Origin of the sequence: Boudabousia tangfeifanii, assembly GCF_001856685.1 — a bacterium.
GTDB lineage: Bacteria > Actinomycetota > Actinomycetes > Actinomycetales > Actinomycetaceae > Boudabousia > Boudabousia tangfeifanii.
Genome location: NZ_CP017812.1, coordinates 2,025,135 through 2,040,483 on the forward strand (window position 1 = coordinate 2,025,135; position 15,349 = coordinate 2,040,483).

Annotated in this window: 13 protein-coding genes, 1 tRNA gene and 1 riboswitch; of the genes, 4 read left to right on the forward strand and 10 right to left on the reverse strand. The window is 53.9% G+C overall.

Annotation, left to right across the window (positions count from 1 at the left end):
- Window positions 1-153 precede the first annotated feature (153 nt).
- Together BK816_RS08290 and BK816_RS08295 are read right to left on the reverse strand one after the other, a co-directional pair.
- Window positions 154-1,446 (reverse strand): ABC transporter permease, encoded by a 1,293-nt coding sequence (locus tag BK816_RS08290; protein ID WP_071164741.1) that lies wholly within the window; start codon window positions 1,444-1,446, stop codon window positions 154-156.
- Window positions 1,443-2,366, reverse strand: coding sequence for an ABC transporter ATP-binding protein (locus BK816_RS08295; RefSeq protein WP_071164742.1), 924 nt, complete (start codon window positions 2,364-2,366; stop codon window positions 1,443-1,445). Before BK816_RS08295 ends, BK816_RS08290 begins: the two co-directional genes overlap by 4 nt.
- A 225-nt stretch (window positions 2,367-2,591) precedes the next feature.
- Here BK816_RS08295 and BK816_RS08300 point away from each other — a divergent pair, with 225 nt between their 5' ends.
- Both BK816_RS08300 and BK816_RS08305 read left to right on the forward strand, forming a co-directional pair.
- Window positions 2,592-3,992: a hypothetical protein gene (locus BK816_RS08300; protein ID WP_071164743.1), complete on the forward strand. Its 1,401-nt coding sequence runs from the start codon at window positions 2,592-2,594 to the stop codon at window positions 3,990-3,992.
- 91 nt (window positions 3,993-4,083) lie between these two features.
- Window positions 4,084-6,114, forward strand: coding sequence for a potassium transporter Kup (locus tag BK816_RS08305; protein ID WP_236842379.1), 2,031 nt, complete (start codon window positions 4,084-4,086; stop codon window positions 6,112-6,114).
- A gap of 187 nt (window positions 6,115-6,301) precedes the next feature.
- On the opposite strand, the gene BK816_RS08310 is transcribed toward BK816_RS08305, so the two are convergent.
- The 3 genes from BK816_RS08310 to BK816_RS08320 form a co-directional block, all read right to left on the reverse strand.
- Window positions 6,302-6,730 carry a hypothetical protein gene (locus tag BK816_RS08310; protein WP_071164745.1) on the reverse strand — a complete coding sequence of 143 codons (429 nt, stop codon included), beginning with the start codon at window positions 6,728-6,730 and terminating at the stop codon, window positions 6,302-6,304.
- Between the two features lie 77 nt (window positions 6,731-6,807).
- Window positions 6,808-6,897: transfer RNA gene (locus tag BK816_RS08315), tRNA-Ser, on the reverse strand.
- A 142-nt stretch (window positions 6,898-7,039) separates the two neighbouring features.
- Window positions 7,040-7,513 (reverse strand): nucleoside deaminase, encoded by a 474-nt coding sequence (locus tag BK816_RS08320; protein ID WP_236842326.1) that lies wholly within the window; start codon window positions 7,511-7,513, stop codon window positions 7,040-7,042.
- Window positions 7,514-7,659: 146 nt separating this feature from the next.
- On the opposite strand from BK816_RS08320, the gene upp reads away from it, so the two are divergent.
- Window positions 7,660-8,298, forward strand: a complete 639-nt coding sequence (gene upp / locus BK816_RS08325; RefSeq protein ID WP_071164746.1) for a uracil phosphoribosyltransferase — start codon at window positions 7,660-7,662, stop codon at window positions 8,296-8,298.
- Window positions 8,299-8,621: 323 nt separating this feature from the next.
- On the opposite strand, the gene BK816_RS08330 is transcribed toward upp, so the two are convergent.
- The 3 genes from BK816_RS08330 to BK816_RS08340 form a co-directional block, all read right to left on the reverse strand.
- Window positions 8,622-9,443 carry a MetQ/NlpA family ABC transporter substrate-binding protein gene (locus BK816_RS08330; protein WP_071164747.1) on the reverse strand — a complete coding sequence of 274 codons (822 nt, stop codon included), beginning with the start codon at window positions 9,441-9,443 and terminating at the stop codon, window positions 8,622-8,624.
- A gap of 139 nt (window positions 9,444-9,582) precedes the next feature.
- Window positions 9,583-10,299: a methionine ABC transporter permease gene (locus BK816_RS08335; RefSeq protein ID WP_071164748.1), complete on the reverse strand. Its 717-nt coding sequence runs from the start codon at window positions 10,297-10,299 to the stop codon at window positions 9,583-9,585.
- Window positions 10,296-11,390, reverse strand: a complete 1,095-nt coding sequence (locus tag BK816_RS08340) for a methionine ABC transporter ATP-binding protein (protein ID WP_083379185.1) — start codon at window positions 11,388-11,390, stop codon at window positions 10,296-10,298. The genes BK816_RS08335 and BK816_RS08340 overlap by 4 nt, the downstream gene beginning before the upstream one ends.
- Window positions 11,391-11,396: 6 nt before the next feature.
- A riboswitch (SAM riboswitch) is annotated at window positions 11,397-11,488 on the reverse strand.
- Between the two features lie 110 nt (window positions 11,489-11,598).
- Here BK816_RS08340 and BK816_RS08345 point away from each other — a divergent pair.
- The gene (locus BK816_RS08345) at window positions 11,599-12,627 is read left to right on the forward strand and encodes a TIGR01777 family oxidoreductase (RefSeq protein ID WP_083379186.1); all 1,029 of its coding nucleotides are present in this window, start codon (window positions 11,599-11,601) and stop codon (window positions 12,625-12,627) included.
- 211 nt (window positions 12,628-12,838) lie between these two features.
- Here BK816_RS08345 and BK816_RS08350 read toward each other — a convergent pair whose 3' ends face one another.
- Both BK816_RS08350 and BK816_RS08355 read right to left on the reverse strand, forming a co-directional pair.
- Entirely contained in the window at window positions 12,839-13,912 is a 1,074-nt protein-coding gene (locus BK816_RS08350) for a polysaccharide deacetylase family protein (RefSeq protein ID WP_071164749.1), read from the reverse strand.
- 28 nt (window positions 13,913-13,940) lie between these two features.
- Complete coding sequence (locus BK816_RS08355; RefSeq protein WP_071165029.1) at window positions 13,941-15,311, reverse strand: MFS transporter; 1,371 nt, start codon at window positions 15,309-15,311, stop codon at window positions 13,941-13,943.
- Window positions 15,312-15,349: the final 38 nt, after the last annotated feature.

Genomic DNA, 15,349 nt, shown 5'->3' on the forward strand with positions numbered 1-15,349 from the left:
GGCCGCACCCCAGACCACCCAATAGAAAGCCTCGCATAGGGCGTCAGCTTCCTAGATGATGCGGCTGGCTAATCTTGAGTAGAAGTTACCCCAGACAACCTCTGATGGGTCTGTCTGGGGTAAGTTCCTCTAGTTTTAGTTACTATTCCAGTTTCAGTTGCTGTTCCAGGCGTCCTTTAGCTTTACCCGATCGCCGGTACGTAGGATTGCCCCTCGGTAAATGCGGGCACTGACCCAAATCATGAGTGGACAGAACACTAAACCAAGCACAATGCTGACCACATTATCGGTAGTGGTGGCAACGCCTAGGGCATTACGCGAAGGCGACAGGAAAGGTGCGAAAACTGGCACGTAGGACATGTATTTCGCTACTACCGAGTCTGGATTCGAAGGAAGAACCGAGCTTGCCACAATATAGGGCACAAGGGCCATCATCATAATTGGCATGGAAAGTTGCCCTAGGTCTTCTTGACGCGAAACGGTAGCTGCCGCCCCCGCGTAGATCAGAGCATAGGTGAAGAAGCCAAGGATTAGCCAGAAAACGGAGAGGGCAAAGATTTTCCCGAACTCGATTTGGACACCACCTAGATCACCTAGCAAGTACGAGGTGAGAGCCCCGGCTCCTACGAAAATAAATGTAGTGATGAGGGATGAGATCCCAGCGCCTAGCACTTTACCGGTTAACAGAGATGAGGATCTTACTGTGGCCAGCAAGATTTCGACGATGCGGGAGGATTTTTCTTCCACCACGCTCATGGCCACCATGGATCCGCTAGAAACAATCAGCATGAATAGCAGGATGGTAAGCACAAAGCTGACTACGATTCCCGCAATTCCAGTTCCGGAATCTCCCCGTTTTTCCACGCGCAAAAGCACGGTTTTCGGGGTAGCTTGAGCAATTTCAGCGTTTACTTTCTGCGGATCTCCACCTAGCTGGTTAATCTGTTTAGCCAGCTCGTTTTGGGAGTTTAAGGCGGTTAGCTGCGAAACGAAAGCGGTGTTTACTCGGCTCCATCCCACCACTTCGATTGGGGTGGTTTTGGTGTCAACAAACAGGTCGATTTTGTCGCCGTTTTCAATGTCTTTTTCACCGTCGGCTCGGCTCATGACTACCAGTTCAACCGGACTGGCGTCCTCGTCCATGGATTTTATTTGGCTAATCCCTGGAACCCGATCGGGATCGTTGATCCCAACCACGAGTTTATCGGACGAGGCATTGAGATAATGCATCCCCACGGCCCCGGCAATGGCAAAGAGTGCCATCACGATGGTGGTGATGATGGTCGACTTCTTAAAGAGAACAACTTTGAGTTCACGGCCAATCACAAGCTTGATTTCGGCCCCACGACTCAGTTTGCTGTCATGACTATTCATAGGTGCTTCAGCGCTATTCCTTTGACGAGTTCGTTTGGGGAAGTGTTCGGTCGTTGAGGTTGCTTCACTCATTTGCTTTCCTCCTCTTCCTTAGGCGCCTGCACCACAGTTTTGAACAAGTCAGTCAACGATGGCACGATCGGACCGTATTCCAGCACTTGCCCGTGCTTTAGGACTTGTCCCAACAGTTCTTGCGATTTGGTTCCATCCCACGTGAGCGACACTTGGGACAGGTCTTTTCCAATTTCGGTCGAGGCCGGAATCTGTAGCTCTCGAAGAAGCTCCTCTAGGGTTTGGGCCGGACAGTTAGTCACCAACCGGAAAGTACTGGTACCTTTTTCTTTCAGGTTCGCTACCGTATCGTTGGCCACCAAACGCCCCTCACGGATAATCACCACACGGTCGCAAAGTCGCTCGACTAGGTCAAGCTGGTGGGACGAAAAGAGCGTGGCTACCCCAGACTGGGCGCGCTCAATGAGCACTTGGGACATGACCTCTACCGCTACCGGGTCGAGGCCGGAAAAAGGTTCGTCCAAAATCAGGAAAGTTGGGTCAAAGACCAAAGCGGCAGCCAGCTGTACTCGCTGCTGGTTACCTAGCGAAAGCTTTTGCAACTGATCATTTTTGCGCTCAGAGAGGTTTAGGGCCGCCAACCAATGATCCACGGCTTTGGCAGCAGTCGCCTTATCAAGTCCATGCAAGCGCGCTAAATAAATGAGCTGATCCCCCACCTTCATCTTGGGGTAAAGCCCTCGTTCTTCCGGCATGTAGCCAATCGAACGCTGGTTATCACGACTAATCGGGGCACCATCCCAAAGCACTTCCCCTGAGCTGGCAGACAAAACTCCCATCGCGATTCGCATGGTAGTGGACTTGCCAGCCCCATTGGCGCCAACGAAACCAACGATTTCACCGTCAGGCACTTCGAAAGATAGCTCGTTGACCGCTTTGAGGTCACCAAAATTTTTACTTAACCGATTTATTGAAAGCAATTTTTACCTTTCGCTTTGCAGGTCACTGCCAATAGTTTAACAAGCCTGCCAAAAAGCTACGAATCACCGGTTTACAGCCTTTAACTAACTACCAGCTTCTTAAACATTTTCAAAAGATGGCCACACTACATAGGCTCACAGATCTTGCTCAGAAAAAAATTCCATAATTCAAGTGCGATAACAACCGACAAACATTACTTGCTCAGTGAGAGTAGAATGTGAGTCATGCCGAAAAACTTCACTAAAACTGTTGCAATCGCAATCTTTACTTCATTTGCTCTTGCCTTAAGTGCCTGCACTTCTACAGAGAACAGTGGGGGTAAATCAACTCCGGCACCAACGGCTAGTTCACCAGAAAGCACTGCTTCAAAAACTCCAGAGGTCTCTGCTCAGCAAAAAGAATTAGAGACAAAATTTGAACAGTGGAAAAAGGTCGTTGCTGAACGGGAACAGAAAAGCACTTTAGATAATGTCAAGGAAGCGCTCACAAACGGTCGTCCCAATTTAGATCAGCAGGATCTGGTTGAAGGCTACAATATTGATCTTGACTATCTACAGAAAACTTGGGATGTGACAGCCCCTCTTTCTAAAGCAGAATTCTTTTCTCGTGGTAGTGGCCGACTGGCATTGAGACAAGTACAGTATTTTGTCTACGGCAAACCATTACCTCCACTATCTAAAGAATTCGGCAGAGATCCGAAAATAGAATTGATTTCCCCAACGGAGATGAAGGTTTCCTATGAATGGTCACGCGATCCCGACATGTATGAGGACACCAATCCTGGCGTCACCTCCACGGAAGGTACCATAAAACTAAATCCAAATGGAAAAGTAGAACTTTCAGGTACATTCCTTGGCTTTAAGGATATTAACAAGCTAAACGAGGAGTTAGCTAAGTTACCAGCTGTCCCTCTCCCTCCCTCGTTACTTCTTGCTGAGGCTACCGATGTTAGCCCAGATTTTAAAGCAAAATTGGAATCTGCTGCCAAACGTCGTGGTGAAAAAGCTGCACAGTTCAAGCATGAACAAGACGAAATATTCAAGGCGGCACAATCCGAAGCTGAAGCGGCTAAGAAAGCCCAAGAAGAGCGTGACGCTGCAGAGAAAAAGCTAAAAGAAGAAGCTGAAAAAGCTAAGGAAGCACAAAACAAGAATAACGGAGCTGACGGCTTGAAGCTTCCAGAAATTCTTACTCCAGTCGCTAGCAAAATTAAATGGAAGACTCCTCTTGGCGTCAAAGAATGTGCAGGTTTTAAGCTAGCGTTGCCTCAAGCTACCTGCCGAGTTTATGCTGGCAATTTTAAGGTTAATTCGAATGATGAAAGCGATTCTGGAAATGTAGTTTGTTCTTACCCAAAGTGGGAACAGACCGGGGCAGCTGGCATAGGTCCTCGCGGATACAATGGCATAATTCTGGCCTTTACTGACCAGCAGAAACCGGCTGAACTCACAGGTTCTGATTGGGAAAATACGTGCTCTAACTACACGAATACTACTTTGGGGCATCACGAAGCCATCCAGTTCGGACATTTAGCTTGCTATCACGGCAAAAAGAACCTGTTTTGTTGGGATGTACGCACTGGTCATGGATACAAGGCCGGAGACGAAAAGCTGAAAAAGTTCTGAGCACAAGATTTAGCCAGAATCGGGTGTGTTGGCTAACACAAAAGTTATTTTGTTTTAGTTGAAAAGGACTATGATTTTGCCTGTGAGTGACATGAATTCGCAGACTTCAGACTTCCTTACCGAGGGCGGGCAACCGGCCTCGGCCAACCCCAAGGTACCCGGCAACGAAACCCAATCTTCCCCCGAGATTCCGCTGGAAAAAGCGCCCTCGGACCAGGGCAGTAAGGGTGGTGCCGAGCAAACTGAGCCGACCCGTAAGTGGCGTAACTTGTTACTGACGGTGGCCGCGCTTGGGGTGGTCTTTGGCGATATTGGTACTTCTCCCCTTTACTCGGTACAGACCGCCTTCGCTTTAGCTGATGGGGCGATTGCCCCGAATCCAGAAAATATTATGGGCATTATTTCCATGATTTTCTGGTCACTGACCTTGATTGTTGCCTTGAAGTATTGCGTGTTGGTGATGCACGCGGATGACGAGGGCGAGGGCGGCGTCCTAGTGCTAGCCGCGCTGGTGGCCCGCAAGATGCGCGGTCAGAAGGCCAAGTTTGCGGCGATTATCGCTGGCGTGGTGGGTGCGACCGTGTTCTTTGGCGACTCGGTGATTACCCCGGCGATTAGTGTCCTTTCGGCGATTGAAGGTTTGGAAGTGATTGCCCCCGCGCTGGAAGAAGTGGTGGTGCCGATCGCGATCGTGATTCTTACGGCCTTGTTTTTGGTGCAGCGTTTTGGCACCGGCAAGGTGGGGCGAGCATTCGGGCCTATCATGTTGCTTTGGTTCTTAACTCTGGCATTGGCTGGGGTGGAACATATTGTTCGTCATCCGGAGATCGTTGCGGCGCTCAGCCCGCATCATGCTTTCCGTTTCGGCCTCGATCATCCTGGTTTGTTCTTCTTGGCGCTCGGTGCCGTGGTTTTGACGGTTACTGGGGTGGAGGCACTTTACGCCGACATGGGACATTTTGGTGCCCCGGCGATTCGCCGAGCCTGGTTTATGGTGGCCTACCCAGCCTTGGTAATCAACTATTTGGGGCAGGGCGGCCTGTTGCTCACTGACCCGAAAGCGATTTCTAATCCATTCTTCTTAATGGTGCCGGCTTGGGCACGGATTCCGCTGGTGATTTTGGCGGCGATGGCCACGATTATCGCTTCTCAGGCCGTGATTTCTGGTTCTTACTCGACGGCCAAGCAGGCTTCGCGCCTCGGTTTTTTGCAAAACTTCCGTACGGTCTACACTTCCAAGACCGACCACGGTCAAATCTACATCCCGGTAGTTAACTACCTGCTACTAGCCCTCGTGCTGGTAGTTGTAGTGGCTTTCCAAGATTCCACCAAGCTGGCCACCGCCTACGGGATCGCGGTGACCATGACCTTCCTGATCACTTCCACCCTTTACGCCATCTACCTGCGCACCTACGCCCACTCCCCTTGGTGGCAGATCGTGCTCTACCTGGTGGTTATTGGCGGGATCGAGGTCGCGTTCTTCAGTGCGAACATCACCAAGATTGAATCTGGCGGCTGGTTACCACTACTAGTTGCCGCCATACTATTGGCGGTAATGATGTTCTGGCATCGTTGGTCAGCTCGCGCCAAGGTCGCCCTGATCGAAAAGGAAGGGTACCTTTTCTCGGATGTGGAACGCCTGCTCGACGGCGTACCCAAGATGCCTGGCACCGCTGTCTACCTGCAGCGTTTCCGCGGGGTAATGCCTTACGCTCTGCGAGCCAGTGTGGAGCTGAACGATTCAGTGCGCGAAAAGCTCTTGTTCGTTCATGTGGTGCGGACCCGCGTCCCACACATCCACCATGTTGATCGCGTCAAGGTTGAACCGATGAGGCTAACTGCCGATCGTACTCTTCCTGGCGCTCAGATGGTCACCATCCGTATCGGGTTCATGGACTCGTGCAATATGTGGGCGCTCTTGGGCCCCGACGGTGCTGGTTTAGTGGACGAAAAGACCGCTTGGCACTTGACGCACTTCCGCTATGCCGGTGGCGGTAACGCCTACTCACGTTTCGCCGCAGGAGCCTACGAAACCCTCAACGATACTGCGGACAGCCCCACTCGCCGCTTCCACATTCCGCCGCACAAGGCTTGCGAGTACGTCACCACCATCAACCTCTAGGCGTTAAAGTTCCGAGGGCGAAAAACCCAACAGCGGGCCCCGTCCTCGGCGACTTAATCGCTGTGAAACCTACGAGGTGAAGGAACCTAGTTGGGCGTCTTCCCCAGCAACTGAATCTGTGCGAAAACTACGAGGCCAAGGTACCTAGTCGGGTATTTTCCCCAGCGCTGTCCCCGTCCTCGGCAGGTCAGTCGGCGTAAAAGTGACGAGGGCGCAAGTGCTTGGTGCGGGAACGCTGCCAGAAGTGCAGGCCAACGCAGAGGAAACCAACCACGGTTGGCCCGCCGATCAGCTGGCTAAAGCTGAGGTCGTTATCCAAAAAGGCGTTAATCAACAGGGGCGTGAACAGCATCGGCACAATGGTTGAGAACAGGGCGTCGCTTAAAAGCAGTCGCTTCGGGGCCTGCTCGCCAAAGTCTTGCGGCGCAATAATGATGGCGTAAACAGAAACCAAAACCATGAGCCCAGTGATCACCCAAACGCCCATGAATGGGTTACGGAAGGCCACGGCCAAACTGATCAGTGCCATAATCACCCAAAATACGAGGGCGAGTTTCATCTGGGCACCGAAATCGATCCGGATTGGTTCAGGGTCTTGGTTCTGGTTGGTAGTCATAGGAGTATGTTAACGGCATCTAGGTCCGAGGGCGAAAAAAGTGTCGCGACATCAAAATGATGTCGCGACACTTCATGTGGCGGAAGCGGAGGGATTTGAACCCCCGGAGGCTGTGACACCTCACAACATTTCGAGTGTTGCACCTTCGGCCGCTCGGACACGCTTCCTCGGCTAACTAGTATAGCAATAAAAAAGCGGGTTTGACAAACGCTCCTAAGCTACTTTGCCTAGTTAACTCGGTCATTAAAATGCCTTAGCCCAGCCGCGCTGACCCGCCATCGCCGCGGGTTTTCATGCTCGCTCGAACCGCTATTTTCCGCGCTTTGCTTCGAAGTAGGTGCGTAGTTGGTGGGCGCACTCGGCCTCGGCCAATCCACCTTGAACCTGTGGATTGTGGTTGAGGCGGGTATCGCGCAAAATATCTCGCAGCGAACCAGCGGAACCGGCTTTCTCGTCCCAGGCGCCAAAAACAACTTTTCCTACTCTGGCAAGGACAATAGCCCCGGCGCACATGGCGCAGGGTTCGAGCGTCACCACCAGAGTGCAATCTTCCAGGTGCCAGCGGCCCAACATTTTCGCGGCCGCCCGCAACGCATTAACTTCCGCGTGGCCGGTAGGATCGCCGAGGGCCTCACGGGTATTGCGTCCTCGAGCAATTTCAAAGCCGTCAGGGCCGAGCACTACCGCCCCAACGGGAATGTCACCCGCTCGGGCAGCCTGATCGGCCTCGGCCATAGCTTGGTCCATCGCCGCATGCAGCAAGGAAAAATCGTTAACGCACATTTTTCCTCCAAACTGTTGGCGACCTCGACTTTATTGCTTCAAATGTTAGCAGGACGCTTACCCGCGTGGTCTCGCAGCCAATTTTTATCTGCCAAGATTTTGGTTTCAGGGCAACATTTTCGACGCGATAAGGGTATCTTTGTAGTATGCGTTTGATTGATGTAAAACACCCGTTAGTTGACCACAAACTCACTACTTTGCGCCGCAGCGATACTCCATCTGCTGTGTTCCGCCAGCTCGTTGATGAACTGGTTACTTTGCTCGCCTACGAAGCCACCCGCGATATTTTGGTGGACGATGTCGAGATTACTACCCCAGTCGCCAAGACCACCGGCAAGCGTTTGGCTGAACCGCGCCCCATCGTGGTGCCGATTCTTCGCGCCGGCTTGGGCATGCTCGATGGCATGACTCGCCTGCTACCTACCGCCGAGGTCGGTTTCTTGGGCATGAAGCGCGACGAAGTCACCTTGGAAATCGACACCTACGCAAACCGTTTGCCTGAGGATCTTTCCGACCGCCAGTGCTACGTGGTGGACCCGATGCTCGCCACCGGCCACACCCTCATCGACGCTATCAACTTCCTGTTGGAAAAGGGTGCTCGTGACGTCACCTGCGTTTGCCTCTTGGCTGCCCCTGAAGGCCTCAAAGCCCTCGAAGAGGCCGTGGGCGACCGCGCCAATGTCACCGTCGTAGTTGCCGCTGTGGACGAACGTTTGAACGAAAACTCGTACATCGTGCCCGGTTTGGGTGACGCTGGCGACCGCCTCTACGGCATCGTCGACTGACCTTAACTTTCCGAGGACGGCCCCGCGATTCCGCGGGGCTTTTCTCATGCCCGGAAAGGCGCTGGTAGCAAGTGCGCCGGCTTCCAAGCCAAGGAAAGCCAGAATGTCACCCGACATGGAAGCCGCCAAGTTCACGGTCAAGGGCTCGCGCTTAAGGAAAAGCTAGAACTGCCTAGTGCACTGACCTACACGTCAAACCGTCCTCGGGCAAACAAAAAAGGTTGTCCCCCAACGAAACAAGTTCGCGGGGGACAACCTTTGGTTGCTTAGTTACCAACTACCCGGATGGTAACTAGAGGATTGACTCAGTGAGTATGTTTGGCTCAGAAGGCTGGGATGACTTCGCCATTGCCCCAGGTCTGTTCGATGTACTGCTTGACCTCTGGGGAGTGTAGTAGTTCTTCGAGCTTGGCGATGCCAGGGTTGGCGTCGCCTTCACGCCATACGAGGAGGTTTACCGACGGGTTGTTTTCGGCGCTTTCGACCACTAGGCCGTCCTTCTTCGGGGCGAGCCCTGCGGACTGGGCGAAGTTACCGTTGATGACGGCAAGGTCAACGTCCTGGAGGGAGCGGGCCAACTGTGGGCCGGCGACCTCGACGAATTCGAACTTCTTGAGTGGCTTGACGGTGTGGATGGTGACGTCACCGGAGGCGGGAACCTCGACTAGGCCAGCCTGGGCGAGCAGGTTAAGGGCGCGCGCCTGGTTGGTTGGGTCGTTGATGATGCCGACCTTGCCGCCTTCAGGAAGTTCGTTAACGTCCTTGAGCTTGGAGGAGTAAATGGCTAGTGGTTCGAGGTGAACGCCCTTGCCTGGGGTGAACTTCCAGCCGTGCTTTGGTGCCTGGTCATCGAGGTAAGGCTTGGTCTGGAAGAAGTTAGCGTCGAGGTCCTTGGAGTTAAGGGCTTCGTTTGGCTGGACGTAGTCGTCGAACTGCTTAATGTTTAGCTTGATGCCGTTCTTTTCGGCCAAGTTTTCGTTAATGTATTCGAGGATCTTGGCATGAGGAACTGGCGAAGCACCCACGGTAATTTCGGTGACTTTGTCGTTACCGGTGTTGGCTTCCTGGCTGTCGGAGCCGCAGCCGGAGAGGGCGAGGGCGCCGGTTGCTAGGACGATGGCTGCTTTTGCGGTTAGGTTACGCATTGGTGTTTTCCTTTCGGTTCCGCCTTTTGGCGGGTGTGGTTGATTTCAGTAAAGTTTTTGTTTTGGGGTACTTGTGCCCCGGGGGTTGAAAAGTTTTGGGGGTTTAGCGCTACTGCGCCTGGCTCCGGCGGTGGTTTCCTCAGCGGTGATCCACACGCCGGCTAATCATGTCGCCAATCATCTGGGTGAGCTGAACGATAATCGCAATCATGATGACGGTAATAACCATGACGTCTGGTTCGAAGCGAGAGTAGCCATAGTTCATGGCCATCTGGCCGAGGCCGCCAGCACCGAGGGCACCAGCCATGGCACCGTAACCGATGATGGTGACGGCAAGGATGGTGATGGACTGAACCAGTGGGGCGCTAGCTTCTCGGACTAGGACGTCGAAAAGAATACGTGAGCGGGAAGCACCCATCATTTGGGCGGCTTCTACCTTGCCCCATTCGATGCCAAGGATATTCGATTCTACGAGGCGGGCGAAGTAAGGCACTGCCCCGACCACGAGTGGCACCACGGTGGCTTTCCAACCGAGGGTGGAGCCCGAAACTAGGCGGGTGAAGGGCATAATCGCGATCGCTAGAATCAAGAACGGGATCGAACGACCAAAGTTAACAATCACCGCCAGCACCGAGTTCACACCCGGGTTGGGAAACAAGTGTCCCTTGCTGGTGGCCACTAGGGCGAGACCCAAAGGTAGCCCGATTAGCACGGTGATGAGGGTGGCAACGAAACTCATTTCGAGGGTTTCCCAAATCGCCTGCAGAAGGCCTTGCTGGATGGCTGGGTTGTGGAACCAGGTACCGTCCGCAGGAAGTAGGGTGGCAGGTTGTACTGCGTTTAGTAGCGTGGTCATGCTACTTCCACCTCCTTAACAAAGATTCCTTGGGCGGCGAAGGCGGCTTTCGCCTCCGACAGGTGTCGACGATCAAGGGTGAGCGCGAGACGCCCAACCTGAGTATTGCCGAGGGTTTCGAAGGTGCCCGCAGCCAAGTCAGCCCCAAGTTGTGAGGCTAGGCCGAGGACGGCCGAACCGGTCGGTTTGCCTGGCTGCGAAGTAAAACGCACATCCAGTAGCACGTCACGGGAGAGGTTCAGGTCGGCGTAATCAACCGAGGGGAACGGGACGATTTCTTCGGCAAGAGCAGAAGAAACATCCTGCACAATCTCTGACAAGGGTCCAGACTGGACGACCTGACCGGCCTCGAGCAAAGTAACCGAGTCGCAGATTTCTCGAACCACACCCATTTCGTGGGTGATGATGACGATGGTGACGCCCAGTTCGCGCTGCAAACGAGTTAGCAGGTCGAGGATCTGGCGGGTGGTTTCGGTATCGAGGGCCGAGGTCGGCTCGTCACAAAGCACCACCGGCGGGTTATCGGCCAAGGCGCGCGCAATGCCGACGCGCTGTTTCTGGCCGCCGGAAAGTTCTGAAGGGTAAGAGTTGGCGCGAGCAGTCAAGCCCACGAAGTCGAGTAGACGATCGACGGTGGCTTTGATTTCTGCCTTGGGACGCTTGGCCAAAACTAGCGGGTAGGCAATGTTTTGGGCGACAGTGCGCGAATCCAACAAGTTAGCGTGCTGGAAAACCATGCCAATATTGCGGCGGGCTTCACGCAACTGGGACTGCTTGAGGTGTGAAACATCCGTGCCGTCAATGATGACCTGGCCGGAAGTAGGCTGTTCAAGAGCGGTGAGGCAACGAATCAGAGTTGATTTACCGGCACCGGACTGGCCCACAATGCCGTGGATTTCGCCGCGACGAACGGTTAGATTCACGTCAACCAAAGCGTTGACTTCTTGGCCTTTTTCGCTTCGGTAGGTTTTGCCTAGCCCAATCAGTTCAATGATGTTTTCGCTAGCGACTGGCGAGGAAGCCTGGCCACCGCCAAGCAAATTATCCTCAGTGGCCGGCGCTTTTGCGGCCTTTTTACCGAAGTTCCTCATGTGAATCCTCCATCGATCTTGGCGGAAGCACCCTCACCGTTAACCGGGGGTTGCTGCAGCTTCATCGAGCCAAGTCTCTTCGCTGCTCTGGATGGTTAAGTTGCCACTAAGGTAACTTATTGTGTTAACGCCGTACAACATAAACACGGGAATAGTGACTAGCTTCTCAAGAATCTGAGACTTACTAGCTGGCTGGTACAGTGGATATATGACTGAAAATACCACGGAAAAACACGGAAAAGCTAATAAAACTGCTCCTTCTTCGAGCCAGCCTGCAGGTTTTGCGCCACAGCAAAGCGATCGGACTTTGCTAGTTGCCGGGGTAGGACTGGTTGGTAGTGCCTTGATTGAAAAGGCTCGCGAGCATGGCTGGAAGATCCGCACCTTGCACCGCTCAGATAGTGGTCAAGTTACGGGCGTGCAGTACCGTGAAAATGGTGATGAGTTCGCCTACTGGAATCCAGCGAAACACGAGCTGGACCCGGCAGCAGTAGTGGGTGCTGATGCGGTGGTTTGTTTAAACGGGGCGGCCATTGCCCCAAATCCGTGGACTAAGTCTAGGCGCAAGCTATTGCGCGCTTCGCGCCTCGATTCGACTGAGACTTTGGCTCAAACTATGGCAAATTTGCCAGCCGTGGACCGACCAAAGGTGTTCCTTTCAGGGAGTGCGATCGGTTTTTATGGGGATCGGGGCGAGGCTCGCCTGTCCGACCTCGATTCGCACCAGGTTGGTCAAGGGTTCCTAGCTAACTTGTGCCAGGAGTGGGAGGCTTGCGCGCAGGTGGCCGAGGACGCCGGCATCCGAACTGCCCAAAACCGCACCGGGTTAGTAGTTTCTGACCGCGGCGGCATTGGTGCCATGCTTGAAAAGCTCTACCGTTTCGGTTTAGGTGCTCGCCTAGGTGATGGCCGCCAGTGGCAGGCTTACATTGGTTTGGATGATGCGGCCAGTGCCCTACTTTTCGCCCTCGAAAACGATAACTTTACCGGGCCGTTTAACCTGACTTCGCCCGTGCCCATTCGTAATAAGGATCTGCATGATTTCTTGTCGTGGCGGGCCAAGGTTCCCTCCCCGTGGGTAGCTCCCGCGCCGGCAGTAAAACTCGCTGGCGATATGGGCAAAGAATTGTTGTTGGCTTCGGCCCGTACTTTCCCAGACCAGCTCGAAAAGGCTGGATTTGAGTTTGCCAACCCAGACGCTCCTAGCATGTTTAACCGCTACTTCGGAGCAAAGTAAGACGCCGTTTCGTGGGGATACCCTTCCGGACTACGAGCAGCAACATTTCATGGGTGCCCTTCCATCGGGGCCAAATCGAAGCCTGTTCAGCGGCAACATCACTCAAAGACAACTAAGGCCCCGCTCAGCAGCATCCTTCCGGGACACATCAACATAAAAAGTTTGGGCCGGCCTCAATCAATGAGGTCGGCCCAAACTTTTCTAGTTTTGTTTACTTCAAGATTTGATCGTGTCCGAAGTGCTTGGCACCTGGGATGAGGCCCTTGTCAGCGAATAGCTGTGGGATGGTCACGAAGTGGTAGCCCTGTTTCTTTAGTTCAGCCACTACGATGGGCACCACCTTCGGGGCGACTGGGTGAATGTCGTGCATCAAGATGATGCCGCCTGGCTTCACTTCTTGACGAATGAATTCCATTGCCTTGTCAACATTCTTGTGTTTCCAATCGAGCGTGTCCACATCCCAGAGGATGACTGCCTGCTGGTTTTCGGCCAGGTAGTTGCGGACGCGGTGGTTGACTGCGCCGTATGGTGGGCGCATCAGGTGAGTGCCAACCCCGAGAATCTTTTTGATCTCATTGTTGGTATCGAGGATCTGGTGGCCGAGCCCCTTGTTGGAAACTTGGGTGAGCTGCGGGTGGTTCCACGAGTGGTTACCTACCGCGTTACCTTCTTGGGCTTCACGCTTTACTAGGTCAGGGTGTTCAATTACGTTCTTACCCATGACGAAGAAGGTGGCTTTCACGCCGGCTTTCTTCAGCGCGTCAAGGGTGGCAGCGGTGTATTCGCCAGGGCCATCATCGAAGGTGAGGGCCACGCACTTAACTTCGGCACAGTTCGGGCCACCTTGGTCGGAGTTCAGACCAGAGCTAACCTGTACGTTGTTTTCCCCGGCTGGTGGTTTGGAGGCATCCTTACCTTTGTCTTGGTCGCCCTTCTTGTCACCCTTGTCGCCCGGTTTGGCCTGGTTGTCTTTATTGTCAGCAGGCTTCTTGTCGTCCTTCTTAGGATCTTCCGGCTTCTTCCCAGTTTCTGGGGTAGGCTGCGGTTTTTCTTCCTTAGTTGGTTCCTTGGCAGGTTCCGGACTTGGTGTTGGTGTGGGGCTGGCCGAGGGCGCCGCTGGGGTTGCTGGGACGGTCGGTTCCACAGTGGGAGCAACGGTAGCAGCAGGAGTGCTTACTCGCGGTGCTGGGGCCGGCTCTGATTTAGAAGCAGGAGAACAACCTGCTAGAAGTGCACCACTGATCGCGAGCGCGCCAATGGTAAGCCACTGTGAAGACTTAATCATTTAGTTCCTTCCAAAAACGGATTACTGATTAATGGTTTAGATGTGCTCGTTCTGGTTTCACTGGAATCAAAATCAACAGACCCAGGAACAAAATCAAAACGATACCAAGAATACCCCAGTAATCATATCCCTTTTCGAGCCCAGTTAAAGCCTCACCCACTTGAAGTGACACGAAATACATGGCTGGTGCTAGGAAGGACACAGCTCGTCCGGTAGTAGCGTAAAGTCCGAAGACTTCACCTTCTCGCCCTTCGGGGATCATACGGCCGAGGAAGGCTCGGGAAGCGGACTGGGCGGGGCCGACGAAGGCCGTCAGGACTAGCCCCACGGTCCAGAAGATGATTTGACCACCATTGTGGGCGAAGAAGACGATGAAACCGCAGGTAATCATCGAGACGAGTGAAATAATGATGACCTTCTTGGGGCCGATCCGATCTTCAATCCACCCGAATGCCCAAGTGGCAATACCGGCGACCACATTGGCAAGGATCGCGAAGATCATGATCTGTCCTTGATCGAAACCGAAGACGGAACGACCGATGATGGCGCCGTACATGAAGACGCCGGCTAGACCGTCACGGAAGATAGCCGAGGCCGCCAGGAAAAGCAAAGTTTGTGGCGCTTCTTTGAAAAGAGATTTGATGGTGCGCCCAAGGAAGCGGTAGGAATCAATGATGGTTTCGTGACCGTCATCGGCTCCCGCTTCGCTGGACTCGTATTTGCGTCCTCGGATGGTGAAGAGGACCGGCAGGGCACAAGCCCCGAACCAAAGGGCCGAGAAAAGAATGGAGGCGCGAATCGGCAGGTGGTTGTCGTTAGGGACGCCGAACCAGTGGGCCCCGTCCCCCAAGAAGCCGACGAGCAATAGACCAAGGAGCAAAATTCCCCCGAAGTAGCCTGAGCCCCAGCCGATACCCGAAATGGTGCCCATATTTTCAGGCTTGGAAATGCGCCCGAGCATGGCATTGTAGTTAACGGAGGCGAACTCGAAGAAGATGTTACCCAGACCCATCAGGATGATGCCGAGCCACAGGGCTCCGAGGGGGCCGAGGGCGGAATCGGGGTGCACCCAGAACATGGCCACCATGCAGCCAACCACGGCGAAGGTGTTAAGCCCCAGTAGGAAGGTGCCTTTGCCGCGACGGTCGGCTCGCTGCCCGGTGATGGGGGCCAACAAGGCGATCACGATACCGGCGATGGTCAAGCCCTGCGAAAGTAGCTTTTGGGCGGTGTCCGAGTCGGTAAACATTTGGTCGCTCGTTAGGTAGGTGGAGAACACGAAGGTGGTCACCACCGCGTTGAAAGCGGCCGAACCGAAATCCCATAGGGACCAGGCCACCACGGGCCAGGTGAAAATCTTGGACTTTCCCGCGGGCTTTTTCGCTTCATTAGCGTTGATTCCGGCGGGATTTACAGGCGACTGGGTCTGATTTTTCG

Bases quoted from the DNA above. Each gene is read 5' to 3' on its own strand.
- BK816_RS08290 (WP_071164741.1), bottom strand. From the start codon at position 1,446: ATGAGTGAAGCAACCTCAACGACCGAACACTTCCCCAAACGAACTCGT.
- BK816_RS08300 (WP_071164743.1), top strand. From the start codon at position 2,592: ATGCCGAAAAACTTCACTAAAACTGTTGCAATCGCAATCTTTACTTCA.
- BK816_RS08305 (WP_236842379.1), top strand. From the start codon at position 4,084: ATGAATTCGCAGACTTCAGACTTCCTTACCGAGGGCGGGCAACCGGCC.
- BK816_RS08310 (WP_071164745.1), bottom strand. From the start codon at position 6,730: ATGACTACCAACCAGAACCAAGACCCTGAACCAATCCGGATCGATTTC.
- BK816_RS08320 (WP_236842326.1), bottom strand. From the start codon at position 7,513: ATGTGCGTTAACGATTTTTCCTTGCTGCATGCGGCGATGGACCAAGCT.
- upp (WP_071164746.1), top strand. From the start codon at position 7,660: ATGCGTTTGATTGATGTAAAACACCCGTTAGTTGACCACAAACTCACT.
- BK816_RS08330 (WP_071164747.1), bottom strand. From the start codon at position 9,443: ATGCGTAACCTAACCGCAAAAGCAGCCATCGTCCTAGCAACCGGCGCC.
- BK816_RS08335 (WP_071164748.1), bottom strand. From the start codon at position 10,299: ATGACCACGCTACTAAACGCAGTACAACCTGCCACCCTACTTCCTGCG.
- BK816_RS08340 (WP_083379185.1), bottom strand. From the start codon at position 11,390: ATGAGGAACTTCGGTAAAAAGGCCGCAAAAGCGCCGGCCACTGAGGAT.
- BK816_RS08345 (WP_083379186.1), top strand. From the start codon at position 11,599: ATGACTGAAAATACCACGGAAAAACACGGAAAAGCTAATAAAACTGCT.
- BK816_RS08350 (WP_071164749.1), bottom strand. From the start codon at position 13,912: ATGATTAAGTCTTCACAGTGGCTTACCATTGGCGCGCTCGCGATCAGT.